This window comes from Nonomuraea sp. NPDC048881 (assembly GCF_040649795.1).
Taxonomy (GTDB): Bacteria; Actinomycetota; Actinomycetes; order Streptosporangiales; family Streptosporangiaceae; genus Nonomuraea.
The window spans coordinates 36123-60916 of record NZ_JBEZGC010000021.1; the positions used below are offsets into that span (position 1 = coordinate 36123).

The 24794-nt window shown below is 71.4% G+C and carries 24 protein-coding genes; 17 read left to right on the plus strand and 7 right to left on the minus strand.

Annotated features, from left to right (window positions below; all coding sequences use genetic code 11):
- Positions 1 to 175 precede the first annotated feature (175 nt).
- From arc to dop, 5 genes are all read left to right on the plus strand, one after another.
- Entirely contained in the window at positions 176 to 1939 is a 1764-nt protein-coding gene (gene arc / locus AB0C33_RS43195; RefSeq protein WP_358299011.1) for a proteasome ATPase, read from the plus strand.
- A 147-nt stretch (positions 1940 to 2086) separates the two neighbouring features.
- Positions 2087 to 4345 (plus strand): carbamoyltransferase HypF, encoded by a 2259-nt coding sequence (gene hypF / locus AB0C33_RS43200; RefSeq protein ID WP_358299014.1) that lies wholly within the window; start codon positions 2087 to 2089, stop codon positions 4343 to 4345.
- Between the two features lie 65 nt (positions 4346 to 4410).
- Positions 4411 to 5430: a pyridoxal-phosphate dependent enzyme gene (locus AB0C33_RS43205; RefSeq protein ID WP_358299016.1), complete on the plus strand. Its 1020-nt coding sequence runs from the start codon at positions 4411 to 4413 to the stop codon at positions 5428 to 5430.
- Positions 5431 to 5496: 66 nt separating this feature from the next.
- On the plus strand, positions 5497 to 6576 hold the full coding sequence (locus AB0C33_RS43210; protein WP_358299018.1) for an acyltransferase: 1080 nt from the start codon (positions 5497 to 5499) through the stop codon (positions 6574 to 6576).
- Between the two features lie 86 nt (positions 6577 to 6662).
- Positions 6663 to 8180, plus strand: coding sequence for a depupylase/deamidase Dop (gene dop / locus AB0C33_RS43215; RefSeq protein WP_358299020.1), 1518 nt, complete (start codon positions 6663 to 6665; stop codon positions 8178 to 8180).
- A 25-nt stretch (positions 8181 to 8205) separates the two neighbouring features.
- On the opposite strand, the gene AB0C33_RS43220 is transcribed toward dop, so the two are convergent.
- Positions 8206 to 8610 (minus strand): hypothetical protein, encoded by a 405-nt coding sequence (locus tag AB0C33_RS43220; protein WP_352327589.1) that lies wholly within the window; start codon positions 8608 to 8610, stop codon positions 8206 to 8208.
- A 149-nt stretch (positions 8611 to 8759) separates the two neighbouring features.
- Between AB0C33_RS43220 and AB0C33_RS43225 the strand changes: the two genes are divergently transcribed.
- Positions 8760 to 8969, plus strand: a complete 210-nt coding sequence (locus tag AB0C33_RS43225; protein ID WP_132622197.1) for a ubiquitin-like protein Pup — start codon at positions 8760 to 8762, stop codon at positions 8967 to 8969.
- Between the two features lie 97 nt (positions 8970 to 9066).
- Here AB0C33_RS43225 and AB0C33_RS43230 read toward each other — a convergent pair whose 3' ends face one another.
- The 5 genes from AB0C33_RS43230 to AB0C33_RS43250 are packed head-to-tail and all read right to left on the minus strand — an operon-like array spanning position 9067 to position 14257.
- Complete coding sequence (locus tag AB0C33_RS43230) at positions 9067 to 10101, minus strand: DNA polymerase IV (RefSeq protein ID WP_358299022.1); 1035 nt, start codon at positions 10099 to 10101, stop codon at positions 9067 to 9069.
- 32 nt (positions 10102 to 10133) lie between these two features.
- Entirely contained in the window at positions 10134 to 11180 is a 1047-nt protein-coding gene (locus AB0C33_RS43235) for an ABC transporter ATP-binding protein (protein ID WP_358299024.1), read from the minus strand.
- Positions 11177 to 11995 (minus strand): carbohydrate ABC transporter permease, encoded by an 819-nt coding sequence (locus AB0C33_RS43240; RefSeq protein WP_352364067.1) that lies wholly within the window; start codon positions 11993 to 11995, stop codon positions 11177 to 11179. Before AB0C33_RS43240 ends, AB0C33_RS43235 begins: the two co-directional genes overlap by 4 nt.
- The gene (locus AB0C33_RS43245) at positions 11992 to 12918 is read right to left on the minus strand and encodes a sugar ABC transporter permease (protein WP_357977328.1); all 927 of its coding nucleotides are present in this window, start codon (positions 12916 to 12918) and stop codon (positions 11992 to 11994) included. The genes AB0C33_RS43240 and AB0C33_RS43245 overlap by 4 nt, the downstream gene beginning before the upstream one ends.
- Complete coding sequence (locus AB0C33_RS43250) at positions 12893 to 14257, minus strand: extracellular solute-binding protein (protein ID WP_358299026.1); 1365 nt, start codon at positions 14255 to 14257, stop codon at positions 12893 to 12895. Before AB0C33_RS43250 ends, AB0C33_RS43245 begins: the two co-directional genes overlap by 26 nt.
- A gap of 170 nt (positions 14258 to 14427) precedes the next feature.
- Between AB0C33_RS43250 and prcB the strand changes: the two genes are divergently transcribed.
- From prcB to AB0C33_RS43290, 8 genes are all read left to right on the plus strand, one after another.
- Positions 14428 to 15276 (plus strand): proteasome subunit beta, encoded by an 849-nt coding sequence (prcB, locus tag AB0C33_RS43255; protein WP_352364073.1) that lies wholly within the window; start codon positions 14428 to 14430, stop codon positions 15274 to 15276.
- Positions 15277 to 15297: 21 nt separating this feature from the next.
- Positions 15298 to 16164: a proteasome subunit alpha gene (prcA, locus tag AB0C33_RS43260; RefSeq protein WP_358299028.1), complete on the plus strand. Its 867-nt coding sequence runs from the start codon at positions 15298 to 15300 to the stop codon at positions 16162 to 16164.
- 152 nt (positions 16165 to 16316) lie between these two features.
- Positions 16317 to 16877, plus strand: a complete 561-nt coding sequence (locus tag AB0C33_RS43265; RefSeq protein WP_358299030.1) for a hypothetical protein — start codon at positions 16317 to 16319, stop codon at positions 16875 to 16877.
- Between the two features lie 136 nt (positions 16878 to 17013).
- Positions 17014 to 18372: a Pup--protein ligase gene (pafA, locus tag AB0C33_RS43270; protein ID WP_125642647.1), complete on the plus strand. Its 1359-nt coding sequence runs from the start codon at positions 17014 to 17016 to the stop codon at positions 18370 to 18372.
- A gap of 119 nt (positions 18373 to 18491) precedes the next feature.
- The gene (locus AB0C33_RS43275) at positions 18492 to 19400 is read left to right on the plus strand and encodes an FKBP-type peptidyl-prolyl cis-trans isomerase (RefSeq protein WP_358299032.1); all 909 of its coding nucleotides are present in this window, start codon (positions 18492 to 18494) and stop codon (positions 19398 to 19400) included.
- A gap of 94 nt (positions 19401 to 19494) precedes the next feature.
- Positions 19495 to 20418 (plus strand): FKBP-type peptidyl-prolyl cis-trans isomerase, encoded by a 924-nt coding sequence (locus tag AB0C33_RS43280; RefSeq protein ID WP_358299034.1) that lies wholly within the window; start codon positions 19495 to 19497, stop codon positions 20416 to 20418.
- A gap of 19 nt (positions 20419 to 20437) precedes the next feature.
- Positions 20438 to 21085: a helix-turn-helix domain-containing protein gene (locus AB0C33_RS43285; protein WP_358299036.1), complete on the plus strand. Its 648-nt coding sequence runs from the start codon at positions 20438 to 20440 to the stop codon at positions 21083 to 21085.
- A 33-nt stretch (positions 21086 to 21118) separates the two neighbouring features.
- Positions 21119 to 21598 (plus strand): DUF3291 domain-containing protein, encoded by a 480-nt coding sequence (locus AB0C33_RS43290; RefSeq protein WP_358299038.1) that lies wholly within the window; start codon positions 21119 to 21121, stop codon positions 21596 to 21598.
- Here AB0C33_RS43290 and AB0C33_RS43295 read toward each other — a convergent pair.
- Entirely contained in the window at positions 21544 to 22611 is a 1068-nt protein-coding gene (locus AB0C33_RS43295; protein WP_358299040.1) for a DUF3866 family protein, read from the minus strand. The genes AB0C33_RS43290 and AB0C33_RS43295 overlap by 55 nt on opposite strands.
- Positions 22612 to 22649: 38 nt before the next feature.
- On the opposite strand from AB0C33_RS43295, the gene AB0C33_RS43300 reads away from it, so the two are divergent.
- The 3 genes from AB0C33_RS43300 to AB0C33_RS43310 are packed head-to-tail and all read left to right on the plus strand — an operon-like array spanning position 22650 to position 24792.
- Positions 22650 to 23612, plus strand: coding sequence for a WYL domain-containing protein (locus tag AB0C33_RS43300; RefSeq protein WP_358299042.1), 963 nt, complete (start codon positions 22650 to 22652; stop codon positions 23610 to 23612).
- Positions 23609 to 24577 carry a WYL domain-containing protein gene (locus tag AB0C33_RS43305; RefSeq protein WP_358299044.1) on the plus strand — a complete coding sequence of 323 codons (969 nt, stop codon included), beginning with the start codon at positions 23609 to 23611 and terminating at the stop codon, positions 24575 to 24577. Before AB0C33_RS43300 ends, AB0C33_RS43305 begins: the two co-directional genes overlap by 4 nt.
- A complete protein-coding gene (locus AB0C33_RS43310) occupies positions 24574 to 24792 on the plus strand; it encodes a hypothetical protein (RefSeq protein ID WP_358299046.1) in 219 nt (72 codons plus the stop codon). The genes AB0C33_RS43305 and AB0C33_RS43310 overlap by 4 nt, the downstream gene beginning before the upstream one ends.
- Positions 24793 to 24794 lie beyond the last annotated feature (2 nt).

The window sequence follows — 24794 nt, forward strand, 5'->3', positions numbered from 1 at the left end:
TGACACGGGAACAGATCGCCGTGTTCATATGCTGGGAGTATTAAACGCACCATTGGGGATTATTCACCGAATACTGCATGTCACTCGACGAACACTGCCCGGCCAGGTTACGGAGGGGCCCGAGATAGGTAAGGTCCTTAGTAGTCGCCCTCGACTGGGAAGGAGGTGACGGGGCGTGGCAGCTCGCGATGATGCTGAGGCTCGAGCCGCGCAGCGCGAACGGGAGGTCGCTGATCTTTCAACACAGGTCTCCTTCCTCCAGGAGGAGATCACCGCGCTGAGGCGGAAGCTGGCCGAGTCACCCCGTCAGGCCAGAGTCCTCGAAGAACGTCTCCATGAGGCACAGGCGAATCTCGCGGCCGTGACAGGCCAGAACGAGCGCCTGGTGGCCACACTCAAGGAGGCCCGGGACCAGATCGTCGCTCTCAAGGAGGAGGTCGACCGGCTGGCGCAGCCGCCGTCCGGCTTCGGCACCTTCCTTGAAGCCCGAGAAGACGGCACGATCGAGGTGTTCACCGGAGGGCGCAAGCTCCGGGTGAACGTCAGCCCCGCCGTCGACGTCGACTCGCTGAGGCGTGGCCAGGAGGTCATGCTCAACGAAGCACTCAACGTGGTCGAGGCGCTCGGCTACGAAGAGGTCGGCGAGATCGTCATGCTCAAGGAACTGCTGGACGAGGGCAGGCGGGCCCTGGTCATCTCGCACGCCGACGAGGAGCGTGTCGTGCGACTGGCCGACTCGCTGGTCGGCCAGCCCATCAGGGCCGGTGACTCGCTCCTGCTCGAACCCCGCTCCGGCTACGTCTACGAGCGCATACCCAAGTCCGAAGTCGAAGAGCTCGTGCTCGAGGAGGTCCCCGACATCTCCTACGAGGAGATCGGCGGGCTCATGCGGCAGATCGAGCAGATCAGGGACGCCATCGAGCTGCCCTACCTGCACGCCGACCTGTTCCGCGAGCACAAACTCCGTCCCCCGAAGGGCGTGCTGCTCTACGGCCCGCCCGGCTGCGGCAAGACGCTCATCGCCAAGGCGGTCGCCAACTCCCTGGCCAAGCAGGTCGCGGAGAAGACCGGCCAGTCCGGCAAGAGCTTCTTCCTCAACATCAAGGGCCCGGAGCTGCTCAACAAGTACGTCGGCGAGACCGAGCGGCACATCCGCCTGGTCTTCCAGCGGGCCCGTGAGAAGGCCTCCGAGGGCACCCCGGTGATCGTGTTCTTCGACGAGATGGACTCGATCTTCCGCACCCGAGGCTCCGGCGTCTCGTCCGACGTGGAGAACACCATCGTCCCTCAGCTGCTGTCGGAGATCGACGGCGTCGAGGGCCTGGAGAACGTCATCGTGATCGGCGCCTCCAACCGCGAGGACATGATCGACCCCGCGATCCTGCGGCCGGGCCGCCTGGACGTGAAGATCAAGATCGAGCGGCCCGACGCCGAGGCGGCCAAGGACATCTTCTCCAAGTACCTGCTGGCCGAGCTTCCCCTGCACCCCGACGATCTGTCCGAGCACGGCGACTCTCGCGAGGCGACCATCCACGGCATGATCCAGAGTGTGGTGGAGCGCATGTACACCGAGAGCGAGGAGAACCGCTTCCTCGAGGTGACCTACGCCAACGGTGACAAGGAAGTCCTCTACTTCAAGGACTTCAACTCCGGCGCGATGATCCAGAACATCGTCGACCGGGGCAAGAAGATGGCCATCAAGCAGTTCCTGGAGAGCGGTCAGAAGGGCCTGCGGGTGCAACACCTGCTCACCGCCTGCGTCGACGAGTTCTCCGAGAACGAAGACCTGCCCAACACCACCAACCCCGACGACTGGGCCCGCATCTCCGGCAAGAAGGGCGAGCGGATCGTCTACATCCGCACGCTGGTCTCCGGCAAGCAGGGCACCGAGGCCGGCCGTTCGATCGACACGGTCGCCAACACCGGCCAGTACCTGTAGGGAACGTCTGGAAAGGGCCGCGCGGCCGTCCGCGCGGCCCTTTCCATGCCCACCGGGGGAGATGGGCACGTTGACTTCCTGAGAGGAAGGCCGCGACACGCGTCATCCGGCGTACAAGCCGCCCCGGCGAGGCGCACACTGGGGCCTGTGACCGTCCGTAAACGGGTGGACGTCCGCGTCGAAGGCGTCGTCCAGGGCGTGGGGTTCCGCCCCTTCGTGTATTCGCTGGCCAGCAGGCTCGGCCTGGCCGGCCGCGTGCGCAACGACGTCGAGGGGGTGTTCATCGAGGTCGAGGGCGCCCTGGCCGGGGTCGAGGAGTTCCTGACCGCGCTGGAGCGCGACGCGCCCGCCCTGTCGGAGATCGAGAGCGTCACCGTCGTCAGCGGCGCGCCCGCCGGCCACCGGGGCTTCAGCATCGCCGCCGGCGACCCGGCCGGCCCGCGCCGCGCCCTCGTCCCGGCCGACCTCGCCACCTGCGACGACTGCCTGCGCGAGCTGGCCGACCCGGCAGGCCGCCGCCACCGCTACCCGTTCATCGCCTGCGCCAACTGCGGGCCGCGCTTCACCGTCGTGCGCGGCGTGCCCTACGACCGGCTGCTGACCACCATGGCCGGGTTCGCGATGTGCGCCGGCTGCTCGGCCGAGTACCACGACCCCGGCGACCGCCACTTCCGCGCCGAGTCCACCTGCTGCCCGGCCTGCGGCCCGTCCCTGCGCCTGCTGGACGCCCGCGGCGCCGAGCTGTGCGGCGACCCGGTCAGCGCCTGCGCGACCCTGCTGCGGGCCGGCCGCGTCGTCGCCGTCAAGGGGCTGGGCGGGTTCCACCTGGCCGTGCCCGCCGCCCACCAGGAGGCCGCCGCTGCGCTGCGGGCCCGCAAGCACCGCGCGGAGAAGCCGTTCGCCGTCATGGTCGCCGACCTCGACCAGGCCCGCCGGCTGTGCGCGGTCGACGGGCAGGGCGCCGCGCTGCTCACCGGCCGCGCGCGCCCGATCGTGCTGCTGCCCCGGCTGCCCGGCGCGCCCGTCGCCGACGCCGTCGCGCCCGGCAGCCGCGACCTCGGCCTGATGCTGCCCTGCACGCCGCTGCACCACCTGCTGCTCGCGGAGCTGGCCGAGCCCATGGTCCTGACCAGCGGCAGCGTCGGCGACGAGCCCCTCGCCTACGAGGACGCCGACGCGGTCACCCGGCTCGGCGGCATCGCCGACGCCTTCCTGGTCCACGACCGGGCCATCCACGTGCCTGCCGACGACTCGGTGCTGCGCCCCTGGTCCGGCGGGCACACCGTGCTGCGCCGCGCCCGCGGCCACGCGCCCGAGCCGCTCACGCTGCGCCGTCCCGCGCCCCGCCCGGTGCTGGCCTGCGGCGCCGAGCTGCGCAGCACCTTCTGCCTGGTACGCGGCCGGCGCGCGTTCCTGTCCCAGCACATCGGCGACCTGGACGACCAGGAGACCCTGCGCTCCTTCGTCGAGGGCATCGACCACTTCTGCGGCCTGTTCGACATCCGTCCCGAGGTCGTCGCCCACGACCTCGACCCCGGCTACCTGTCCACCAGGCACGCCCTGGAGCTGACCGGCGTCGAGCTGGTCGGCGTCCAGCACCACCACGCCCACATCGCCTCCTGCCTGGCCGACAACGGCGAGACGGGCCCGGTGATCGGCGTGGCCCTCGACGGCCCCGGCCACGGCCTCGACGGCACGCTGTGGGGCGGCGAGTTCCTGCGTGCCGACCTGACCTCCTGCCACCGGCTCGGACACCTGGCCCTGGTCCCGATGCCCGGCGGCGCCGCCGCGGTCCGCCAGCCGTGGCGCATGGCCGCCGCCTACCTGCGCGACGAGCACCCCGGCCTGGACGTCGTCCGCCGCAACGCCGCCCAATGGCCCGACGTGCTCGCCCGGACCCGCACCGGGCTGGGCGCGCCCATGACCTCCAGCGCCGGGCCGCTGTTCGACGCCGTCTCGGCGCTGCTCGGCATCCGGGACGCCGTCACCTACGAGGGGCAGGCGGCCGCCGAGCTCGAACAGCGCGCCGACCCGGCCGAGAGCGGCTCGTACCCGGCGACCATCACCGAGGGCGACCTGCTCGTCGTGCACGCCGCCGACCTCGTCCGGGCCGCCGCCGCCGACGTCGCGGCCGGGGTGGCCACCGGCTCGATCGCGGGCCGCTTCCACAACGGCGTGGCCGACGCCGTCGTGCGCTGCTGCGTCATGCTCAGGGACGGCACCGGCCTGAACACCGTGGCGCTGTCGGGCTCGGTGCTGCAGAACGCGCTGCTGCTGGAAAGGGCCGTCGAGCGCCTGCGCGGGGCCGGGTTCCGGGTGCTCACCCACACCCGGGTGCCGCCCGGCGACGGCGGCCTCAGCCTCGGCCAGGCCGCCGTGGCCGCCGCCCGCGACCGGTCCGCGTGACATACGGCCGGGCGCGCCCGCCAGGTGCCGGGGAACGCCGCCCGGCCCGTCCTAGCATGGCGATCATGCATTTCTTCAACCCCGGCCGCACGCCCTACGCCGAACGCGACCGTGAGCTGATCGGTGTGGAGCACGCCCGGCTGGCCCGCGCCCATTTCGCCCGGCACCCGGCCTACCGGCCCACGCCCGTGCACACCCTGACCGATCTGGCCGGGGCGGGCACCGTGCACCTCAAGGACGAGAGCGGCCGCATGGGCCTGGGCAGCTTCAAGGCGCTCGGCGGGGCCTACGCCGTGCACCGGCTGTCCGAACGCGACGGCGGCGGCACCACGTACGTCTGCGCCAGCGCCGGCAACCACGGCATCTCGGTCGCGGCCGGGGCCAGGGAGCTCGGCGCGCACTGCGTCGTCTACCTCAGCGAGCAGGTGCCCGAGCCGTTCGCGCACCGGCTGCGCGCCCTGGACGCCGAGGTCCGCCGCGAGGGCGTCGACTACGACGCCAGCCTGGCCGCCGCCCTGCACGCCTCCCAGGAGCACGGCTGGCGCCTGGTCGCCGACACCTCCTGGGAGGGCTACGACGACATCCCCCTGGACGTGATGCGCGGCTACACCGTCCTGTTCGACGAGATCGAGATCCCGCCCACCCACGTGTTCGTGCAGGCCGGGGTGGGCGGGCTGGCCGCCGCCGCGGCCGGGTACACGCGCGACCGCTGGGGCGAGCAGCCGAGGATCGTCGTGGTCGAGCCCGACGGCGCGCCCTGCCTGCTGGAGAGCGCCCGCGCGGGACGGCCGGTGCACGCGACCGGTTCGCCCACGCGTCTGGGCAGGCTCGACTGCCTGGAGCCGTCCCTGATCGCCTTCGACCTGCTGAGCCGCCAGGCCGACCTGTTCGTCACCGTGGCCGACGAGCAGGCCGCCGAGGCCGCCGCGCTGCTGGCCGAGCGCGGGGTGGCCCTGTCGGAGTGCGGCGCGGCGGGGGCCGCCGGGCTGCTCGCCCTCGACCCGGGCACCCGCGAGGCGATCGCGCTCGGCCCGGCAGCACGCGTGTTGCTGGTGGGAACAGAGGGACCCGTGGAACCAAAGTGATCAGCGGGTCGTCAAAGGGGCGTGCATCAAGCTAACCGGCCAAAGCATGCTCGGGGAGACGGCCGGTTGGCCGAGCTCGACCTGCTGCGTTTCCTCGCCGCCCTGGCGGTCGTCGCCTTCCACTACCTGGTGGCCTTCGCCTCGGTCTGGGGGGCCAGGCCCGCCGCGCTGTTCCCCGCGCTGGCGCCCTTCGCCGGGCTGGGCATCCTCGGCGTCGAGCTGTTCTTCGTCATCAGCGGGTTCGTCATCCTCATGACCGTGTGGGGGCGGGGGCTCGGGGCGTTCGCCCGGTCGCGGCTGGTGCGGCTCTACCCGGCGTACTGGCTGAGCCTCGGCGCGGTGGCGGCCCTGTACGGTCTGACCGGCGCCACCGCGCTGGACCCAAAACTTTCACCAGGCCAGTACCTGGTGAACGCCACCATGTTCCAGCGGCTGTTCAAGGTGGCCGACGCCAGCGGCGTCTACTGGTCGCTCTGGGCCGAGCTGCGCTTCTACCTGCTGATCGCGATCCTGGTGATCGCCGGCGTCACGTACGGGCGCGTGCTGGTCTTCTCGGGCGTCTGGCTGGCCGCCGCGCTGGCCGCCAGATTCGTGGAGAACGATCTGCTGAAGGAGATCGTCATGCCCGACTACGCCCCCTATTTCGTCGCCGGCATGGCCCTCTATCTCATCCACCAGAACCGCAAGGCCCTGCTCCCGTGGCTGTACGTCGCTGCCGGATACGCCATGGCCATTCCCGCCGCGCTGGACCGCGTGCAACGCCGCATCGACGCCGCCGGGTTCAAGAACATGCCCGTCACCGACACCAGCGTGATCGTCACCATCACCCTGATCTTCGCCGCCATGGCCCTGGTCGCCCTCGGCCTCATCCGTCTCAAACCGTCCAGGACGCTCACCGCGCTGGGCGCCACCACTTACCCGCTTTACCTCTTCCATGGGGTCACCGCGGCGGCGCTCATCCCGCTGCTCACCGGCGACCTGCCCCCCTGGGCGGTGGCCCTGGTCACGACGCTGGCCGCCGTCGTGCTGTCGTATCTGATCTACTCCTTTGCCGAACGGCCGATCCAGCGACTCCTCAAGCCCCGCAGATCACCGCAAACCACAACAAGCTCCGCCGTACAGATTCAGAAGGCGTCGGTGCCATAACTCTGTGGCCTCGGGGCACTGTGAAGGGCATAGGCTCGGGCATATAAACGGCGGATAGGCAGATCCGGACGAACAGAGGGTGTTGCATGACGGTGCGTCGGGTGATGGGCATCGAGACCGAATACGGCATCTCCGTACCAGGTCAGCCAGGCGCCAACGCGATGGTGACCTCCTCCCAGGTCGTGAACGCCTACCTGGCCGCCTCGGCGGCACGCGCGCGCAGAGCGCGATGGGACTTCGAGGAGGAGAACCCGCTGCGCGACGCGCGCGGCTTCGACCTGGCCCGCGAGGTCGCCGATCCCAGCCAGCTCACCGACGAGGACCTCGGGCTGGCCAACGTCATCCTCACCAACGGGGCCAGGCTCTACGTCGACCACGCCCACCCCGAGTACTCCTCGCCGGAGTGCACCAACCCACGGGCCGCGGTCATCTGGGACAAGGCCGGCGAGCGCGTGATGTACGACGCGGCCACCCGCGCCTCGGCGATCCCGTCCAACGCGCCGATCCAGCTCTACAAGAACAACACCGACGCCAAGGGCGCCTCCTACGGCTGCCACGAGAACTACCTGATGCGGCGGGCCACGCCGTTCGCCGACATCGTCCGGCACCTGACGCCGTTCTTCGTCTCGCGGCAGGTCGTCACCGGCGCGGGCAAGGTCGGCATCGGCCAGGACTCCAGGGGCGAGGGCTTCCAGATCAGCCAGCGCGCCGACTTCTTCGAGGTCGAGGTGGGCCTGGAGACCACGCTCAAGCGGCCCATCATCAACACCCGCGACGAGCCGCACGCCGACCCCGAGAAGTACCGCCGGCTGCACGTGATCATCGGCGACGCCAACATGTCGGAGATCTCCACCTATCTCAAGCTCGGCTCCACCGCGCTCGTCCTGGCCATGATCGAGGAGGGCTTCCTGACCCGCGACCTGGCCGTGGAGAACCCCGTCCAGTCACTGCGGGCGGTCAGCCACGACCCGACCTGCCGCTACGAGATCCCGATGCGCGACGGCCGCAGGCTCACCGCCGTGCAGCTCCAGATGGAGTACCTGGAGCAGGCCCGCAAGTACGTCGAGGAACGCGGCACCGCCCAGGACGAGATGAACAAGGACGTCCTCGACCGCTGGGAGTCCGTGCTCACGCGCCTGGCCGAGGACCCGATGCAGCTCTCGCGCGAGCTCGACTGGGTCGCCAAGCTGGAGCTGCTGGAGGGCTACCGCACCCGCGACAGCCTGCCCTGGTCCCACCCGCGGCTGCAGCTCGTCGACCTCCAGTACTCCGACATCCGCCCCGACCGCGGCCTTTACAACCGGCTCGTGGCGCGCGGGCGCATGCAGCGCCTGATCAGCGAGGAGGAGGTCGAGCGCGCGATCGAGCTGCCGCCGACCGACACCCGCGCCTACTTCCGCGGGCGCTGCCTGAGCCAGTACAGCGAGTCGGTGGCCGCCGCCTCCTGGGACTCGGTGATCTTCGACATCCCCGGCCGGGAGTCCCTGCAGCGCGTGCCCACGCTCGAACCGCTGCGCGGCACCAAGGCCCACGTCGGCGAGCTCTTCGACCGCTGCCGCACCGCGGCCGAGCTGGTCGCGGCGCTGACCGGCACCGGGGAGTAGCCGGGGCCCCGGGCCGTCCCTGGGCTCACAGCAGGCCGATGCCGAGCGTCAGCGTGCCCGCCGCCAGCGAGGCGCCGCCCACCGCGGTCAACCAGATCAGCCGGTTCGGCTTGGTGTCGCGCGGACGCAGCACCGACAGGAAGAAGCCCAGCGGCATCAGGATGGGCGCGGCCACGATGAGCGTGCGCGTCAGCGCCTTCACGCCTTCGGACAGGCTCGCCTGGTCCACGTACACCATCGCGACCAGGCTGAACAGCACCAGGACGCCCGCGTGCGCGTGCCCGGCCCGCCACAGGCCCCTGCGGACGGGGTTGTCCAGATAGCCCGGCTCGTTGCGCATGAGGAAACGCAGCAGCGTCACGCCGCCGAACGCGACGCCGGGGACTGTGATGAGGAGCACACCTGCGGTGTGCAGCGACGAAGGCGACATGTCGGGATCTCCTTGTGTATAGGTGGATCCATTATTGGATAGGAGTGCTATCCAGTCAAGCCGCCAAGATCGCAGGGCGTTCGACGCGAAATGTCGTCCGGTTCGGGGAAGATATGCCTTAGAGGCAGTCCCCCAAGCGGAGGTAGGACATGGCAACCAAGGACACCGGCGGGCAGAAGCAGACCGGCCGGCGTGAGGCCGAAGTTGAGGAGACCGAGGCCTCGGCGGCGCCGGACGTGCAGGAGCGACAGGAGAAGCTCACTGACGATGTGGACGCGATCCTGGACGAAATCGACGAAGTGCTCGAAGAGAACGCAGAGGAATTCGTGCGTTCCTATGTGCAAAAGGGTGGCGAGTAGGGCCAGTAGGGCCTTGTCCTCACCGCTCTGACCATGGGGAAGGATGAGCCCCGGCCGATGCGGCCGGGGCTCACTCCTCGGACCAGCCCGGTGCTGTTCAGGCGGGTGCCGTGTAGTCGACCGCCACGCCGAGCAGCCGGACCGGGCGGTCCAGGTCGAAGCGGCCCAGCGCGGCGAGCGCCGCCTCGGTCAGCGCGCCGGCGTCGGCCGTGGGCTCGGGGAGCGTGCACTGCCGGGTACGGGTCAGGAACGGGGTGAAGCGCACCTTGACCGTCACCCGCGCGCAGAGACGCCCCGCCGCCACGGCGTCGCGGGCCACCTGCCCGGCGAGATCGGCCACCTGGCCGGCGACGGCCTCCCGATCGGTGAGGTCACGGGGGAAGGTGATCTCGCGGCTGTGACCGCGGGCCACCCAGGGAGTGGTGTCCACCTCGGCCTCGCCCTTGCCGAGGGCCAGGTAGCGGTACCAGGGGCCGTTCACCGGACCGAAGGCGCGGGCCAGCTCGGCGGGGTCGGCGGCGGCCAGGTCGGCGACCGTGCGCAGGCCGAGCCCGGTGAGCTTCTTCGCCGTCCGGGCGCCGATGCCCCACAGCGCGTCGGTCGGCCGGTCGTTCATCACCTCGGCCCAGTTCTCGCCGGTCAGGCGGTAGACGCCGGCCGGTTTGGCGAAGGCCGAGGCGAGCTTGGCCTGGTGCTTGTTGTCGCCGATGCCGACCGAGCAGCTCAGCGTGGTGCGGTCGAGCACGACCCGCCGCAGGTCGGCCGCCAGCGCCTCGGGGTCGTCGGTCGTGGCGCCGACGAACGCCTCGTCCCAGCCCCAGACCTCCACCAGCACCGGCAGCTCGCGCAAGGCGGCCATGACGCGCTCGGAGGCGGCCTCGTAGGCGGGCGGGTCGCTGGGCAGGAAGACGGCGTCGGGGCAGCGCCGCAGCGCGGTGCGCAGCGGCATGCCGGAGTGCACGCCGTGCGCGCGGGCCTCGTAGGTGGCGGTCGCGGCGACCGTGCGGGGCTGGGCGGGGTCGCCGGAACCGCCCACGACGACGGGCCTGCCGCGCAGCTCGGGATGGCGCAGCAGCTCGACGGCGGCGATGAACTGGTCGAGGTCGACGTGCAGGATCCAGGACCTGGCCATGAGTCCAGTATGCGAGGCGGGCCGCCCCGGGCTCACAGCAGCCGGTCGTCGCGGTAGACCAGGGCGCGGCGCGGCACGGCCCAGCGGGCGGCGCCGAGCGGCGGCTCCTCGCCCTCCGGCACGACGGCCTGGATGAGCGCGTCCGGCGACTCCAGGGTGATGAGGGTGTGGGTGCCCATGTTCTCCAGGACGGAGACCACGCCGGGGAAGGCGTCGGGGCGCTCGGCGGGGGACAGGTCCATGTACTCCGGGCGCACGCCGTACGTCACGGGGGCGTCGTCGTCCGGGGTCAGGCCGTCGGGCAGGGGGCGCAGGGCGCCGGCCACCTTGAGCCCGGAGCCGGTGACCTGGGCCGGCAGCAGGTTCATCGGGGTGGAGCCGATGAAGGAGGCCACGAACGTGGTGGCCGGCCGGTGGAAGATCTCCGCCGGGGTGCCGACCTGGATCATCGAGCCCCTGGACATGACGGCGATCCGGTCGGCCAGTGCGAGCGCCTCGGCCTGGTCGTGGGTGACGAACACGGTGGTGACGGCCAGCTCCCGCTGCAGCCGCTTGAGGAAGGTGCGCGCCTCCAGGCGCAGGCGGGCGTCGAGGTTGGACAGCGGCTCGTCGAACAGGAACGCGGCCGGATGGCAGGCGATCGCGCGGGCCAGCGCCACCCGCTGCTGCTGGCCCCCGGACAGCTCGGACGGACGCCGCAGCAGCAGCTCGGTGAGGCTGAGCCGGGCCGCGACCTCGGCCGCCTTCTCCGTCCGGCGGGCGCGGGGGACCTTCCTGATGCGCAGCGGGTAGGCGATGTTGGCGGTGACGTCCATGTGGGGGAAGATCGCGTAGTCCTGGAAGACCATGGCGACGTCGCGCTCGCCCGGCGGCAGCGCGGTGACGTCCTTGCCGTTGATGGCGACGGTCCCGGAGGTGGGGGTCTCCAGGCCTGCGATGCTGCGCAGGAGGGTGGTCTTGCCGCAGCCGGAGGGGCCGAGCAGGGCGAAGAACTCGCCGTCCTCGATGGTGAGGGCGAGGTCGTCGAGCGCGCGCACGCCCCCGGGGAACACCTTGGTCAGGCCGTGCAGGGAGATCAACGCTTGATTCCTCCGTGGAAGCGGAAACCGTACCGCTGGGAGACGAACAGGTACATCAGCACCACCGGCAGGGAGTACAGCAGCGAGAAGGCGGAGATGAGGTCGAGCCGGGGCGCGCCGCCCTCGGTGTAGAGCGTGTAGAGGATGATCGAGCCGGGCGCCTTCTCGGGGTCGCGCAGCAGGATGAACTGGAACAGGAACCCGCCCCACACGCTGGCCAGCGCCCACACGGCGATGGTGGCCAGCCCCGGCCGGACGAGCGGCACCACGATGTGCCGCAGGATCTGCAGCGACGAGGCGCCGAAGACCCGGGCCGACTCCTCGTAGGAGGTGGGCGTCTCGTCCATGAAGTCCTTCAGGATGAAGATCGCGGCGGGCAGCAGACCGGCCGAGACCACGAGGACGACGCCGAGATGGGTGTCGATGAGGCCGAGCCGGGTGGCCAGCTCGAAGATCGGCACCATCGCCGCGGTGCCGGTGACCACGGACGACAGCAGCAGAAGCAGGTAGAGCAGGACGTCACGGCCGGGCAGCCGCACCCGCGACAGGGCGTAGGCGGCCAGCGCCGACAGGACGACGACCAGCACCGCCGCCCCGCCCCCCTGGATGAGCGAGTTGCGGATCGAGCCCAGCGCGTACGGGTTGTCCAGGACGGCGGCGAAGTTGCGCAACGTGAACTCGGGGATCGACGTGGTGATCGTCGGCGTGTCGTCGAAGGGCGCGCTGGCCAGCCAGAGCATGGGCAGCGCGAAGAAGGCCAGGACGACGGCGACGAACACGGTGGCGGCCAGCCGTCCGAGCGTGTGGCGGATCATGCGGGCGGTCCTCCGGCGGCCGCGACCTCCCGCGTGCGGCGACGTCCGCGCAGCAACCGCAGGTAGGCCAGGGCGAAGACGAGGTTGATCAGCAGGATGAGGAAGGAGATGGCGGCGCCCACGCCGAGCTGCCCGTCCTGGAGGGCGACGCGGTAGACGTACACGGGCAGGATCTCCGAGCGGCCCTCGGGCCCGCCGCCGGTCAGCACGAACGGCGTGAAGTCGTTGAACGTCCACAGGCTGATCAGCAGCAGGTTCGTCAGGACGTGCCGTCTGATGGCGGGCAGCACCACGTCGCGCAGCTGCTGCGGCACGCTCGCGCCGGCCAGCCGGGCGGTCTCCAGGTGCGAGGGCGGCACGTTCTCCAGGGCGGCCGAGTAGAGCATCATCGAGAACGCGGTGCCGCGCCACACGTTGAAGACGATGATCGACAACAGCGGGTAGTCCAGCAGCCAGGCGAACCCGGGCGTGTGCAGCAGGGCGTTGAGCGTGCCGTCGTCGCGGTCGAGCAGCGCGAACCACAACATGCCGACCACGGTGCTGGGCAGGATCCACGACAGCAGCACCGCGCCCTCGACGACCCGGCGCAGCGGGCCGGTGCGCGAGCGCAGGATCCAGGCCAGGGCGAAGCCCAGCCCGGCCTGCCCGACGACGGCCGAGCCGCCGACGTACAGCAGGGTGAGCCACAGCGAGGACAGGAACCGCGGGTCGGCGAGCGCGGCGGTGTAGTTGTCCAGTCCGACGACCTGAGGATCGGCGGCGGCCAGACCGGTCAGCCGGTAGTCGGTCAGGCCGAGGTAGATGGTCCACAGGGCAGGGAAGAGCAGGAAGACGCCGATCAGGACCAGGGCGGGCAGGACGAACGCGACCGCCCTGCCCCGGCCCAGTCCGGCGGCGTCAGCCGCCGACGTTGGCCGCGCCACCGACCAGTCCCTCCAGCTTGCTCCGGTACGCCGCGGCCGCCTCGTCGGCGCTCTTCCCGGCCACCACGGCCGCGGTGGCCTCCTGCAGGGCGGTGGAGACCTGCGGGTAGACGGCCAGGCCCGGCCGGTAGGCGGTGATGGGCAGCACCTCGTCGGCGACGAACTTGAGCATGGGGTCGGCGCTCAGCACCTCTTCGTTGACGTCGGTGCGGGCGCTGACGCGGGCCTGCCCGGCCAGCTGCGACTTGGTCGCGGCGGCCGAGTGCATGAAGGCCAGCAGCTCCCAGGCCGCCTTGGGGTTCTTGGAGAAGGGGTTGAGCACGCGGACCGCCCCGCCGGACATGCTGACGAAGTCCTGGCCGCGGATGCCGCCGCCGGGCTGCCTGGCCGGGATCTTGGCGTAGCCCACGACCTGGTCGCGGTCGGGCATGGGGGCGACCCCGGCCTTGGGCTCGATGACCGAGCGCCAGAAGTAGTCGCTCTCGGCCAGGATGGCGATCTTGCCGGCGGCGAACTGCGCGAAGGACTTGTCGCGGCCCTTGGCCTCCTGCTGGAGCTTGGGGTCGCCGAGCCCGCTGCCGCCGTAGACCTGCTGGTAGAAGCCGAGGACGTCCTTGACGGCCTGGGAGGCGCCGGTCCACTTGCCCGAGGCGTAGATCTCCGCCCCGGCGCCGGCCAGCAGCGGCAGCACGCCCTGCATGGTGGTGGCCTCGCCCATGGCGGTGCCGGCGTCGATCTGGAGGGGCGTGGGCACCCCCGCGGCCTTGAGCTTGACGCCGGCGTCGATGATCTGCTGCCAGCTGGTCGGCTGCCAGGTCTCGGGCAGCCCGGCCTTCCTGAACAGCGCCTTGTTGTAGAACAGCACGCGGCCGTCGGTGCCCTGGGGCAGGCCGTACTTCTTGCCGTCGAAGATGCCGAGACCCTGGACGGCCTGCGGGATCTGCGACCAGCCCTCCCACTGCTCGACGCCGGCGCCGCCGACCTCGGTGAGCGGCTTGATGTATCCGGCCTGGGCGAACTCGCCGACCCAGATGCCGTCGAGGTCGATGACGTCGGCCCCGGTCCGGGACTTGAGGTCGAGGGCGATCTTGGTCTTGTACTGCTCGTCGTCCACGCCGTTGCCCTGGAAGAGCACCTTGACGTTCTGGTGGGTCTTCTCGAACTCGGGGATGACCCACTTCTTGATCCAGGCGGCGGACTCGGAGTTCTTGCCGCCCTCGATGGAGTTGGCGGTGATGGTGAGGGTGATGCTGCCCCCGGACTGGGTGCCGGAGCCGCAGGAGGTGAGGGCCAGGACGGCTGCGGCCGCGACGAGCGCGGGCCGGCTGGGAAGTCGCAAGTCGGCCTCCTGTTCAGGACGTGCAGACATACCGACAATCGCACGGGGTGTGGCGGGCGTAAAGAAACGATCTGATGAACGGTTCGCCGTGAGCTGATCGTGGGAAGTGCAGACAGCAACGCAACATGAGTAGGGTCGGCCTAGAGACACTGATGTTGGGAGGGAGTCGCGTGGCACCGAACAGGGATCTGCCCGTCGGCCTGGTGGACCAGCTTTTCCGAAACTCAGGGAACTCCTCGTTCACCGAGTTCGTCGGCTCTTACGCGCCCGAGTTGCTGCCGCAGCGTCACCAGGCGCTGGCCACTCCGATCGGCGACCAGGTCCCGCACGCGACCACGATCGTGGCCGCCACCTTCGCCGGCGGCGTGGTGATGGCGGGCGACCGGCGGGCCACGTCGGGGAACATCATCTCGCAGCGTGACATCGAGAAGGTGTTCCGCTCCGACGACTACTCGTGCATGGGCATCGCGGGCACGGCCAGCACCGGCATCGAGATGGCCCGCCTCTACCGCGTGGAGCTGGAGCACTACGAGAAGATGGAGGGCCGCACGCTCTCGGTGGCGGGCAAGGCCAACCGCCTGGCCACCATGATCCGCGGCAACCTCGGCATGGCGATGCAGGGCCTGGTGGTGGTGCCGCTGTTCGCGGCCTACGACCCCGACCGCGACGAGGGCCGCATCTTCAGCTACGACGTGGCGGGCGGCCCCTACGAGCGCGACCGGTACGACGCCATCGGCTCCGGCTCGATCTTCGCCCGCGGCTCGCTGAAGAAGCTCTACCGCGACGGCGCCTCGGCCGACGACATGGTGATGACGGTGATCCAGGCCCTCTACGACGCGGCCGACGACGACTCGGCGACCGGCGGGCCCGACGTGTCCAGGAAGATCTGGCCGATCGTGTCGGTGATCGACGCCGACGGCTTCCGCAGGCTGACCGACCAGCAGGTGGCCGCCAAGGTCGAACAGATGCTGGAGGCCCGGATGATCTCGCCCGACGGCCCCATCGCCCCGCTGCGCTAGAAAGGACCACTGCCCGTGTCCATGCCTTTTGGATATGCGTCCCCTGAGCAGATCATGCGGGACAAGGCCGACTACGCGCGCAAGGGCATCGCGCGGGGCCGGTCGGTCGTCGTGTTGCAGTACGTCGACGGCATCCTGTTCGTGGCGCCCAACCCGTCGCGGGCGCTGCACAAGATCAGTGAGATCTACGACCGCATCGGGTTCGCCGCCGTCGGCCGCTACAACGAGTTCGAGGAGCTGCGCCTCGGCGGCATCCGCTACGCCGACATCAACGGCTACACCTACGACCGCTCCGACGTGACCGGCCGCGGGCTGGCCAACCTCTACGCCTCCAACCTGGGCCGCATCTTCACCGAGTCGATCAAGTCGCTGGAGGTGGAGGTCGTCGTCGCCGAGGTCGGCGACACGCCCGACGGCGACGCCATCTACCGGCTGACCTTCGACGGCTCGGTGTTCGACGAGCACGGCTTCGCGGCCATGGGCGGCCAGGCCGACGCCGTGGCCGGGCGGCTGAAGGAGCGCTACCGCGAGTCGATGTCGCTGGCCGACGCCCTTGAGGTGGCGCTGGCCGCGCTCACCGAGCCGGGCGGCGAGCGGCCGCCGGTCAGCCAGCTGGAGGTCGCGGTGCTCGACCGCAACCGCGAGCACCGCAAGTTCCTGCGGCTGACGGGCGCGCGGCTGGAGCGCCTGCTCGCCCAGACGACGACGTCCGCCACGCAACCCGCCACGCCGCCCGAGGCCCCGCCGACCGGGCCCGCCGCGGAGTCGTCCAAGACGGCGCCTGAGACCCCGCCCGCCACCCCGCCCGCCACCCCGCCCGCCGCGCCGCCGACCGGTCCGCCCACGGGCCCCGAAGGCGACGTCGACGACGGATCCGGGCCGCTCTGAGCCTTCGAAGACCGCCGGGAAAGGGCGAGGGCCACCATGACGGCCCTCGCCCTTTCCCGTGAGCTCACCGCCCGCGACAGGGCCCGCGCTGTGTGACCTGTATCACTGGCGTGGCGGTGAACCCCGGGGCGCGAGGTGGGATCTCAGCAAGCGTGAACACAACGATGCGCACCCTCCTCGCCGGCGGCACCGCCGCCGCCGCGCTGCTGGCCTCCGGCGTCGCCGCCCACGCGGCCACGGCCACCGCCACCGCCACCGCGAGCCAGGCCGTCACCGCCTACCCGGCGTACAAGAAGCCCGCGATCTTCGGCACGAGCTTCCAGGCCGACCCCGGCCACGACTTCACCAAGGGCATCCACTCCCGCCACAACGGCATCCTGCGCGGCTGGATCACCGACGTGCGCGACGGCGTCGCCGAGTACGAGCCCATCAAGTGGAAGCGGTCCAAGACCACCGAGGGCTACTTCGTCGGCCCGCCCGAGGGCGACGTGACGGCCTACGCCTCCCCGATCGCCAAGGACGTCGTCTTCCTGTCGGCCTACGGCTGCAAGCCGGTGATGGCGGCCATGACCGTCGACCGCAACACCGGCCTGGGCGCCAAGCGCTGCCCCGCGTCCGTCCTGGTCAAGCGGCACGACAAGCAGCGGCAGCCGTCGCTCATCACGGTGCACCAGGGCAAGATCGTCAAGGTGCAGGAGATCTACACCCCGTGATCCCGGCTCCGCGCTTCGCGGGGGCGGGCGCGGACCTGGTAAAACCCACCCAGCAAATCTGGCAAATGGGACGTCCACCGGAAAACACCTGTGAAGATCTCTCCCGATCGCCGATCCGTGGGCATAGTGTGAGGTGATGGATCGTCGCATCTTCGGGCTGGAGAACGAGTACGGCGTGACCTGCACGTTCAGGGGACAGCGCAGGCTGTCCCCCGACGAGGTCGCGCGCTACCTGTTCCGGCGGGTCGTGTCCTGGGGCCGATCGAGCAACGTCTTCCTCCGCAACGGCGCACGTCTCTACCTCGACGTGGGCAGCCATCCTGAGTACGCAACACCCGAGTGTGACAACGTCATCGAACTCGTCACCCATGACAAGGCGGGCGAGCGCATCCTTGAGGGCCTTCTCGTCGACGCCGAGAAACGCCTGCGCGAAGAGGGCATCGCGGGTGACATCTACCTGTTCAAGAACAACACCGACTCGGCCGGCAACTCCTACGGCTGCCACGAGAACTACCTGGTGGGCCGGCACGGCGAGTTCGGCCGCCTGGCCGACGTGCTGATCCCGTTCCTGGTGACCCGGCAGATCGTGTGCGGGGCGGGCAAGGTGCTCCAGACGCCGCGCGGCGCCGTCTACTGCGTCTCGCAGCGGGCCGAGCACATCTGGGAGGGCGTCTCCAGCGCCACCACCCGGTCCCGGCCGATCATCAACACCCGCGACGAGCCGCACGCCGACGCCGAGCGCTTCCGCCGCCTGCACGTGATCGTCGGCGACTCGAACATGAGCGAGACCACGATGCTGCTCAAGGTCGGCGCGACCGACCTGGTGCTGCGCATGATCGAGGCCGGCACGGTGATGCGCGACCTGTCCCTGGAGAACCCGATCAGGGCCATCCGCGAGGTCTCCCACGACATGACCGGCCGCCGCCGGGTGCGCCTGGCCAACGGCCGGGAGGCCTCCAGCCTGGAGATCCAGCAGGAGTACCTGTCCAAGGCCCAGGACTTCGTCGACCGGCGCGGCGGCGACGCCATCACCCGCCGGGTGCTGGAGCTGTGGGAGCGCACGCTGCGCGCGGTCGAGACCGGCGACCTCGACCTGGTCTCGCGCGAGATCGACTGGGTGACCAAATACCAGCTGATCGAGCGCTACCGCAAGAAGTACGACCTGCCGCTGTCCTCGCCCAGGGTGGCCCAGCTCGACCTGGCCTACCACGACGTCCACCGCAAGCGCGGCCTGTTCTACCTGCTGCAGAAGCGCGGCTCGGTCGAGCGGGTGGCCTCCGACCTGAAGATCTTCGAGGCCAAGTCGGTGCCGCCGCAGACCACCAGGGCGCGTCTGCGCGGCGAGTTCATCCGCAAGGCGCAGGAGAAGCGGCGCGACTTCACCGTCGACTGGGTTCACCTGAAGCTGAACGACCAGGCCCAGCGCACGGTGCTGTGCAAGGACCCCTTCCGCAGCGTGGACGAGCGCGTCGACAAGCTCATCGCCGGCATGTGAGGCGACGGCCGGGGCGTGGTGTTTACCTCGGCCCTACCTCGATGTCGGGTAGGGTGACGCGAATCTGACGTCTTTTCCGAGGGAAGTCCATGCGCCGCGCTCTGGCCGTACTGGCAGCCGTGCCTTTGATCTTCGTCACCGCCGCGTGCGGCGACACCGACGCCGGGGCGAACGGAGGCGCCACCACCGGCACCGACGCGGCCGGGCTCACCGTCACCGGGAACGTGGGCGTCAAACCCACGGTGACCTTCCCCGCCGGCTCGCCGGCGACGAAGTCGTCCTACAAGGTGATCCAGCCGGGCACCGGCCCGGAGGTCAAGACCGGCGACAAGCTGATCGTCAACCTGACCGTCTACAACTGGGACGGCAAGGGCAACGCGATCCAGGGCTCCTCCTACGACACCAAGCAGCCCGAGACCGTCCCGGTCAACGAGCAGCTGCCGCAGGTGCTGCGCGACGGCTTCACGAAGGTCAAGCACGGCGGCCGGCTGCTGGCCGTGCTGGCCAACGACTCGGCCCCGGCGGGGCAGGCCACGGCCGGCGCCGAGCCGACGAAGGTGTTCGTGCTCGACGTGGTCGGCGCCCGGCCCCCGGCGCTGAAGGCGGCCACGGGCAAGGAGACCGGCCAGACCCTCAAGGGCGTCAAGGTGGACAACCCGGGTGGGGAGAAGGCCCCGACGCTGACCACCAAGACCGGCGACAAGCCGTCCAAGGAGCTGGTGGTCAAGACCATCATCGAGGGCACCGGCGCCAAGGTGCAGCCCACCCAGACGCTGACCGTCCACTACACGGGCAAGATCTGGGGCACCGACAGCCAGTTCGACTCCAGCTGGGAGCGCGGCGAGCCGGCCGAGTTCCCGCTCGCGAACGTGATCCAGGGCTGGCAGAAGGGCCTGGCCGGGGTGCCGGTCGGCAGCCGGGTCGTGATGAGCATCCCGCCGGACCTCGGCTACGGCGACCAGGCCCAGGACAAGATCCCCGCCAAGAGCACGCTGGTGTTCGTGGTCGACGTGCTGGCGGCCTCCTGACCGGGTGATCTCCTGACGGGCCGTCCGACGACGCGGTAGCATCTCGTGGCCCGGTGGCGTCTCGCCGCCGGGCCACTTTGTCGTGGGAGGGCAGATGCGCCGCCGTACGATCGTGCCGTCGCTGGCGTCGCTGCTGCTGGCCGCCGCCTGCACGGGCCCGACGGCCGGCGAGCCCGCGCCCAAGGCGGCGGAGAAACTCGACCTGAAGGTGGGCGGCGCGTTCGGCGCCCGGCCCACGATCGTCTTCCCCGCCGGCCGGCCCGCCGCCGATCTCCAGGTGGACGAGCTGACCACGGGCGGCGGCGACCGGCTGGGCGACGACGACGTCGCGGTCGTCCAGTACACCGCGCACGTCTGGGACGGCCGCGACAACCGCCTGGTCGACTCCAGCTTCAACCGGGGCGCCCCGGCGGCCTTCCCGGTGGGCTCGCTGCTGCCGGGGCTCGGCAGGGCGCTGCGCGGCCGCACGGTGGGCAGCAGGGTGCTCGCGGCCGTCCCGCCCGATCAGGGCTTCGGCGCCGCCCCGCCGCGCGGCGTCGGCCCGGCCGACGACCTGGTCTACGTCGTGGACATTTTGGGCGCCCACCGCAAGGGCGCCTCGGTCGAGGCGGCCGGCGGGTCGCTGGCCGGCGTCCGGGTGACCGGCGGCGAGCGGCCGAAGGTGTCGATCCCGGCCGCCGCGCCGCCGCGCGCCTTCGCCGCCAAGGTGCTGCGGCGGGGGAGCGGCGGCCCGGCGCGGGCCGGGCAGCTCCTGGTCACCCAGTACGAGGGCGCGGTCTGGGCCCGGCGCGAGGTCTTCGACGCCACCTGGTCGACCGGCCTGCCGAAGGCGTTCCGGATCGGCGACGGCACCGTGATCAAGGCGTGGGACAAGGCGCTGGTCGGCGTGCCGGTCGGCAGCCGGGTGCTGATGGTCGTCCCGCCCGCCTACGGCTACGGCGCGCCGGGCCATCCCGCGTACGGGATCAAGGGCTCCGACACCCTCGTGTTCGTCGTGGACGTCCTGGCCGCCTACTGAGGCTCCGTAGACTCCGGCTGTGAGCAGTGACGACGACCTGCAGGCGCTCGGCCTGCTGCACGACCCCGTGCGCCGCAGCCTGTACGAGGCCGTGACGGCCGGCGGCGGCGACGTCGGCAGGGGCGAGGCCGCCGAGGCGGCCGGCGTGTCCAGGACGCTGGCCGGCCACCACCTCGACAAGCTCGTCGAGGCCGGGCTGCTGGAGAGCGGCTTTCGCCCCCAGGACAGGAAGGGCCCCGGCAGCGGCCGCCCGGCCAAGGTCTACCGCAGGGCCAAGGGCGAGCGCACGGTCAGCCTGCCCCCGCGCGACTACGCCACGCCCGCCGCGGTGCTGGCCGACGTGGTGGAGCTGCTCGGCGCCGAGGAGCAGGCCGAGCAGGCGGCCCGCCGGGCGGGCGCGCGCATCGGCAGGGGGCGCGGCGGCGAGCCCGTCGGCCGGGTGCTGCGCGAGCGCGGCTACGAGCCCTACGACGAGGGCGGCGCGCTGCGGCTGCGCAACTGCCCCTTCCACCTGCTGTCGCAGGAGCAGCCGCTGCTGGTGTGCTCGATGAACCTGGCGCTGTGCCAGGGGCTGCTGGAGGGCATGGGCGAGGACCCGGGCAGGGCGCGGCTGGATCCGCGGCCGGGGGAGTGCTGCGTCTCGCTTTCTAAAACAAATGAAGATTGACATAGAAGCCGCGAGAGTGATGTGCTGAGCCCCATGCATCTGGCCCAGCTCAACGTCGCGCACCTGCGCGCGCCCATCGACGCCCCCGAACTCGCCGAGTTCGTCGCCCTGCTCGAACCCGTCAACGCCGTCGCCGACGAGGCCCCCGGCTTCGTGTGGCGGATGAAGGAGAGCGAGAGCGACCCCACCGCCACCGTCATGCACGACTACGGCGACCACCTGCTGATCAACTTCTCGGTGTGGGAGTCGCTGCAGACCCTGTGGGACTTCACCTACCGCAGCGTCCATCTGGGCGTGCTGCGCCGGCGCAGGGAGTGGTTCCTGCGCGTGGCCGAGCCGTACATGGTGATGTGGTGGGTGCCCGAGGGGCACATCCCGTCGCTGGCCGAGGGCATGCGGCGGCTGGAACGCCTCAGGACCGAGGGGCCGAGCCCCGAGGCGTTCACGTACAAGGACTCCTACGACAGCAGCGAGGCCGCCAGCCTGCCCGCCGCCGCCGAGGTCAGGAAGTAGGGCAGGTCCTCCTCCAGGCCCCTGCCCATGGTGGACAGCTTCACGGGCGCGGCGCGCAGCGCCTCGTGCAGGCCGTCCACCGGCACCGGCACCAGCCGGTGCCGGGCCGCCAGCGGTTCGGCCTGCTCGCGCACCCGCTCGCCGAACGCGCCGGGCAGCTGCGGCACCGCCACGTCGGCCGGCGAGAGCGCGACCCGGCCGTAGGCGGTCAGCGAGTGGTGGGAGACGCCGACGTGCCGCTCGCGCGCGTCGCCCTCGCTGACCCGCAGCGCCGCCACCGGACGGCCGCCCAGCACCCCGGCGGCGTTGACCGCCTCGCCCGCCGCCACGCCCGAGAAGCCCCAGCGGGTGCCCGTCCCCAGGTTGCCCGGGCCCTGCGTGACGATCGCCACGTCGGCCCGCAGCACGTGCCTGGCCGCCAGCAGCCCGGTGTGGACGGTGACCGTCTCGACGTCGCCGCCGAACGCCTGGCCCGTCGTCACCACCCCGGCCAGCCAGCCGGTCTCGCGCAGCCGGGCCGCCGACATCGAGAACCAGGCGGGCAGCGCGCCGCCGTCCTGCATCACGTACGCCACCCGCGGGCCGGGGGCGCCGTCGTACAGGCCGGACAGGATCGGGGCCAGCGCGGAGTGCAGATCGGCCACGATCACCGGCATCCCGGCCAGGTCGTCGGCCTCGCTCAGGACGTCGTGGAACGGCGAATCCTGCTCGTCGGCGCCCAGCACCGTGGCCTGCAGCGGGGTGTAGCGGGCCTTCACCAGGTGCCCCGGACCCACCGGATCTTGCGGCAAACGGTTCGGGACGGCCACCACCATGGCGTAACCTCCCGTACCGAGACCCATCGCGAGTGCGGTCGTGTTGAGCAGCACCTCGTCACCGGGTTCCGGGCGGCCCACCAACGGGGGGTAGGCCAGTGCCCGGCACTCACCTTCGGGAACGGCGACATCCAGCTCCACCGCTCCCGGCCACTCGCGTCGGATCCGGACAACCTCGCCCTTGCGCCATCTGATCACGGGGGCAGGGTAGCGTCGATGAAGGAGGAGTGAGGCAGATGTCGCGCCGTAAGACCGAGCGGTTGCTGAATCTGGTGATCTGCCTGCTCGCCACCCGTCGCCCGCTGTCGGCCGAGCAGATCCGCCAGGCGGTTCCCGGCTACGACCGCGACGGCGACGAGGCGTTCCAGCGCATGTTCGAACGCGACAAGAACGAGCTGCGCGAGATCGGCATCCCCATCGACGTCGTGCGCGACCCGTGGGAGGACGAGCCGGGCTACCGCATCGACCCGCAGTCCTACGAGCTGCCGGAGATCACCCTGGAGGCCGACGAGGCCGCCGTGCTGGGCCTGGCGGCGCAGGTGTGGCAGCGGGCCAGCCTGGCCGAGGCCGCCTCGGGGGCGCTGCTGAAGCTGCGCGCCGCCGGCGTGGCCACCGACGAGCCGGTCGGCGGCCCGATCGGCGGCGGCGCCCTGGAACTGCGCGTCGACACCCGCGACCCGGCCTTCCCCGCCCTGTGGGACGCCGTGCGCGACCGCCGCGTGGTGCGCTTCGACTACCGCGCCTCCGGCAGCGAGACCGTGCGCGCCCGCACCGTCGAGCCGTGGGGCGTGGTCAGCCGGCGCGGGCGCTGGTACCTGGCCGGGTTCGACCGCGACCGCGCCGCGCCGCGCGCCTTCCGGCTCAGCCGCATCGCCGGTCCGGTCACCGCCCTCGGCCGCCCCGGCGTCGTCGAGGTGCCCCACGGGGTCGACCTGCGGGCCATGGTCGGCTTCCCCGAGGAGCCCGTGGACGAGCGCGTCGCCGTCATCCGGGTGCGCCGGGGAACCTGCGAGGGCCTGCGCCAGCTCGCCAGGGCCGTGCACCCGCGCGAGGACGGCTGGGACGAGGCCGAGCTGGCCTTCGCCGACCCCGAACGCCTCGCGGGCTGGATGGCCAGCCTCGGCGCCGACGTCGAGGTGGTCGGGCCGCCCGACGCCCGCGAGGCCGTCATCCGCCGACTGAAGGGAGCCCTGGCATGAGCGGTTCGGCTGACCGGCTGCCCAGGCTGCTGGCGCTGGTGCCGTACCTGATGTCCCACCCGGGGGCCCAGGTCGGCGAGGTCGCCGAGGTGTTCGGGCTGAGCGAGAAGCAGCTCATCGACGACCTGCAACTGGTGTGGATGTGCGGCCTGCCCGGCCACACCCCCGGAGACCTCATCGACGTCTCCTGGGACGGCGGCGAGATCATCATCGACAACGCCGACACCATCGCCAGGCCGCTGCGGCTCGGCATCGACGAGGCCAGCGCGCTGCTGGTCGCGCTGCGCATGCTGGCCGCCACGCCCGAGCTGGCCGACGTGGCCGCCGGCGACGCGCTGCCGCGCGTGGTGGCCAAGCTGGAGCGCGCCGCGGGCGAGGGCGCGGCCACCGTCAGCAGCCAGGTCGCCTTCGACGTCGAGGCCGCACCCGACGCGCTCGGCCGGGTGCGCGAGGGGCTCACCGCCCGGCGCCGGCTGTCGCTGCGCTACTACGTGCCCGGGCGCGACGAGGTCACCCCGCGTGAGGTCGACCCGACCCGGGTCGTGGTCGTCGACGGCCGCACCTACCTGGAGGGCTGGTGCTACCGGGCCGAGGCGATGCGGCTGTTCCGGCTCGACCGGGTGCTCGGCGTCGACGTGCTCGACGTGCCGGCCGACCCGCCGGCCGAGGCCGAGCCCATCGACGTCACCCGCGGCGTCTTCCGTCCCTCGCCGACCGACGAGCTGGTCGAGCTGGAGGTCAGCGCCGCCGGGCGGTGGGTGGCCGAGTACTACCCGTGCGAGGAGGTCACCGAGCTCGGTGAAGGACGGCTGAAGATCTCGTTGCGGGCGCGTGACGAGGACTGGATCGTCAAGCTGGCGCTGCGGCTCGGCGACACCGGCCGGGTCGTCTACCCGCCCGCGATGGCCGAGACCGTGCGCGGGGAGGCCGAGCGGGCCCTGGCCCTGTACGCTCAGCACCCATGACGTGGATCTTCTTGGCCGCCGGGCTGGTCCTGGCCGGGCTGGCCGTGCTCGGCGTCGCGGGCGCCAGGGCCGCCGCCGCGGCACGTTCCCTGAAGAGGGAGGTCGCCGCGGCGAAGGCGCGTCTGGAGCGGGGGCAGGTCAGATTGACGCCCCGGAAGGATGAGACCACGGCCCCTGGGGGCGTACCATCGGGGCTGAAGACCGGCACTCGCTGATA

Coding starts and splice junctions, on each gene's coding strand:
- AB0C33_RS43205 (WP_358299016.1), top strand. CDS start 4,411: ATGCATTTCTTCAACCCCGGCCGCACGCCCTACGCCGAACGCGACCGT.
- dop (WP_358299020.1), top strand. CDS start 6,663: ATGACGGTGCGTCGGGTGATGGGCATCGAGACCGAATACGGCATCTCC.
- AB0C33_RS43220 (WP_352327589.1), bottom strand. CDS start 8,610: ATGTCGCCTTCGTCGCTGCACACCGCAGGTGTGCTCCTCATCACAGTC.
- AB0C33_RS43225 (WP_132622197.1), top strand. CDS start 8,760: ATGGCAACCAAGGACACCGGCGGGCAGAAGCAGACCGGCCGGCGTGAG.
- AB0C33_RS43230 (WP_358299022.1), bottom strand. CDS start 10,101: ATGGCCAGGTCCTGGATCCTGCACGTCGACCTCGACCAGTTCATCGCC.
- AB0C33_RS43240 (WP_352364067.1), bottom strand. CDS start 11,995: ATGATCCGCCACACGCTCGGACGGCTGGCCGCCACCGTGTTCGTCGCC.
- prcA (WP_358299028.1), top strand. CDS start 15,298: ATGCCTTTTGGATATGCGTCCCCTGAGCAGATCATGCGGGACAAGGCC.
- pafA (WP_125642647.1), top strand. CDS start 17,014: ATGGATCGTCGCATCTTCGGGCTGGAGAACGAGTACGGCGTGACCTGC.
- AB0C33_RS43280 (WP_358299034.1), top strand. CDS start 19,495: ATGCGCCGCCGTACGATCGTGCCGTCGCTGGCGTCGCTGCTGCTGGCC.
- AB0C33_RS43290 (WP_358299038.1), top strand. CDS start 21,119: ATGCATCTGGCCCAGCTCAACGTCGCGCACCTGCGCGCGCCCATCGAC.
- AB0C33_RS43300 (WP_358299042.1), top strand. CDS start 22,650: ATGTCGCGCCGTAAGACCGAGCGGTTGCTGAATCTGGTGATCTGCCTG.
- AB0C33_RS43305 (WP_358299044.1), top strand. CDS start 23,609: ATGAGCGGTTCGGCTGACCGGCTGCCCAGGCTGCTGGCGCTGGTGCCG.
- AB0C33_RS43310 (WP_358299046.1), top strand. CDS start 24,574: ATGACGTGGATCTTCTTGGCCGCCGGGCTGGTCCTGGCCGGGCTGGCC.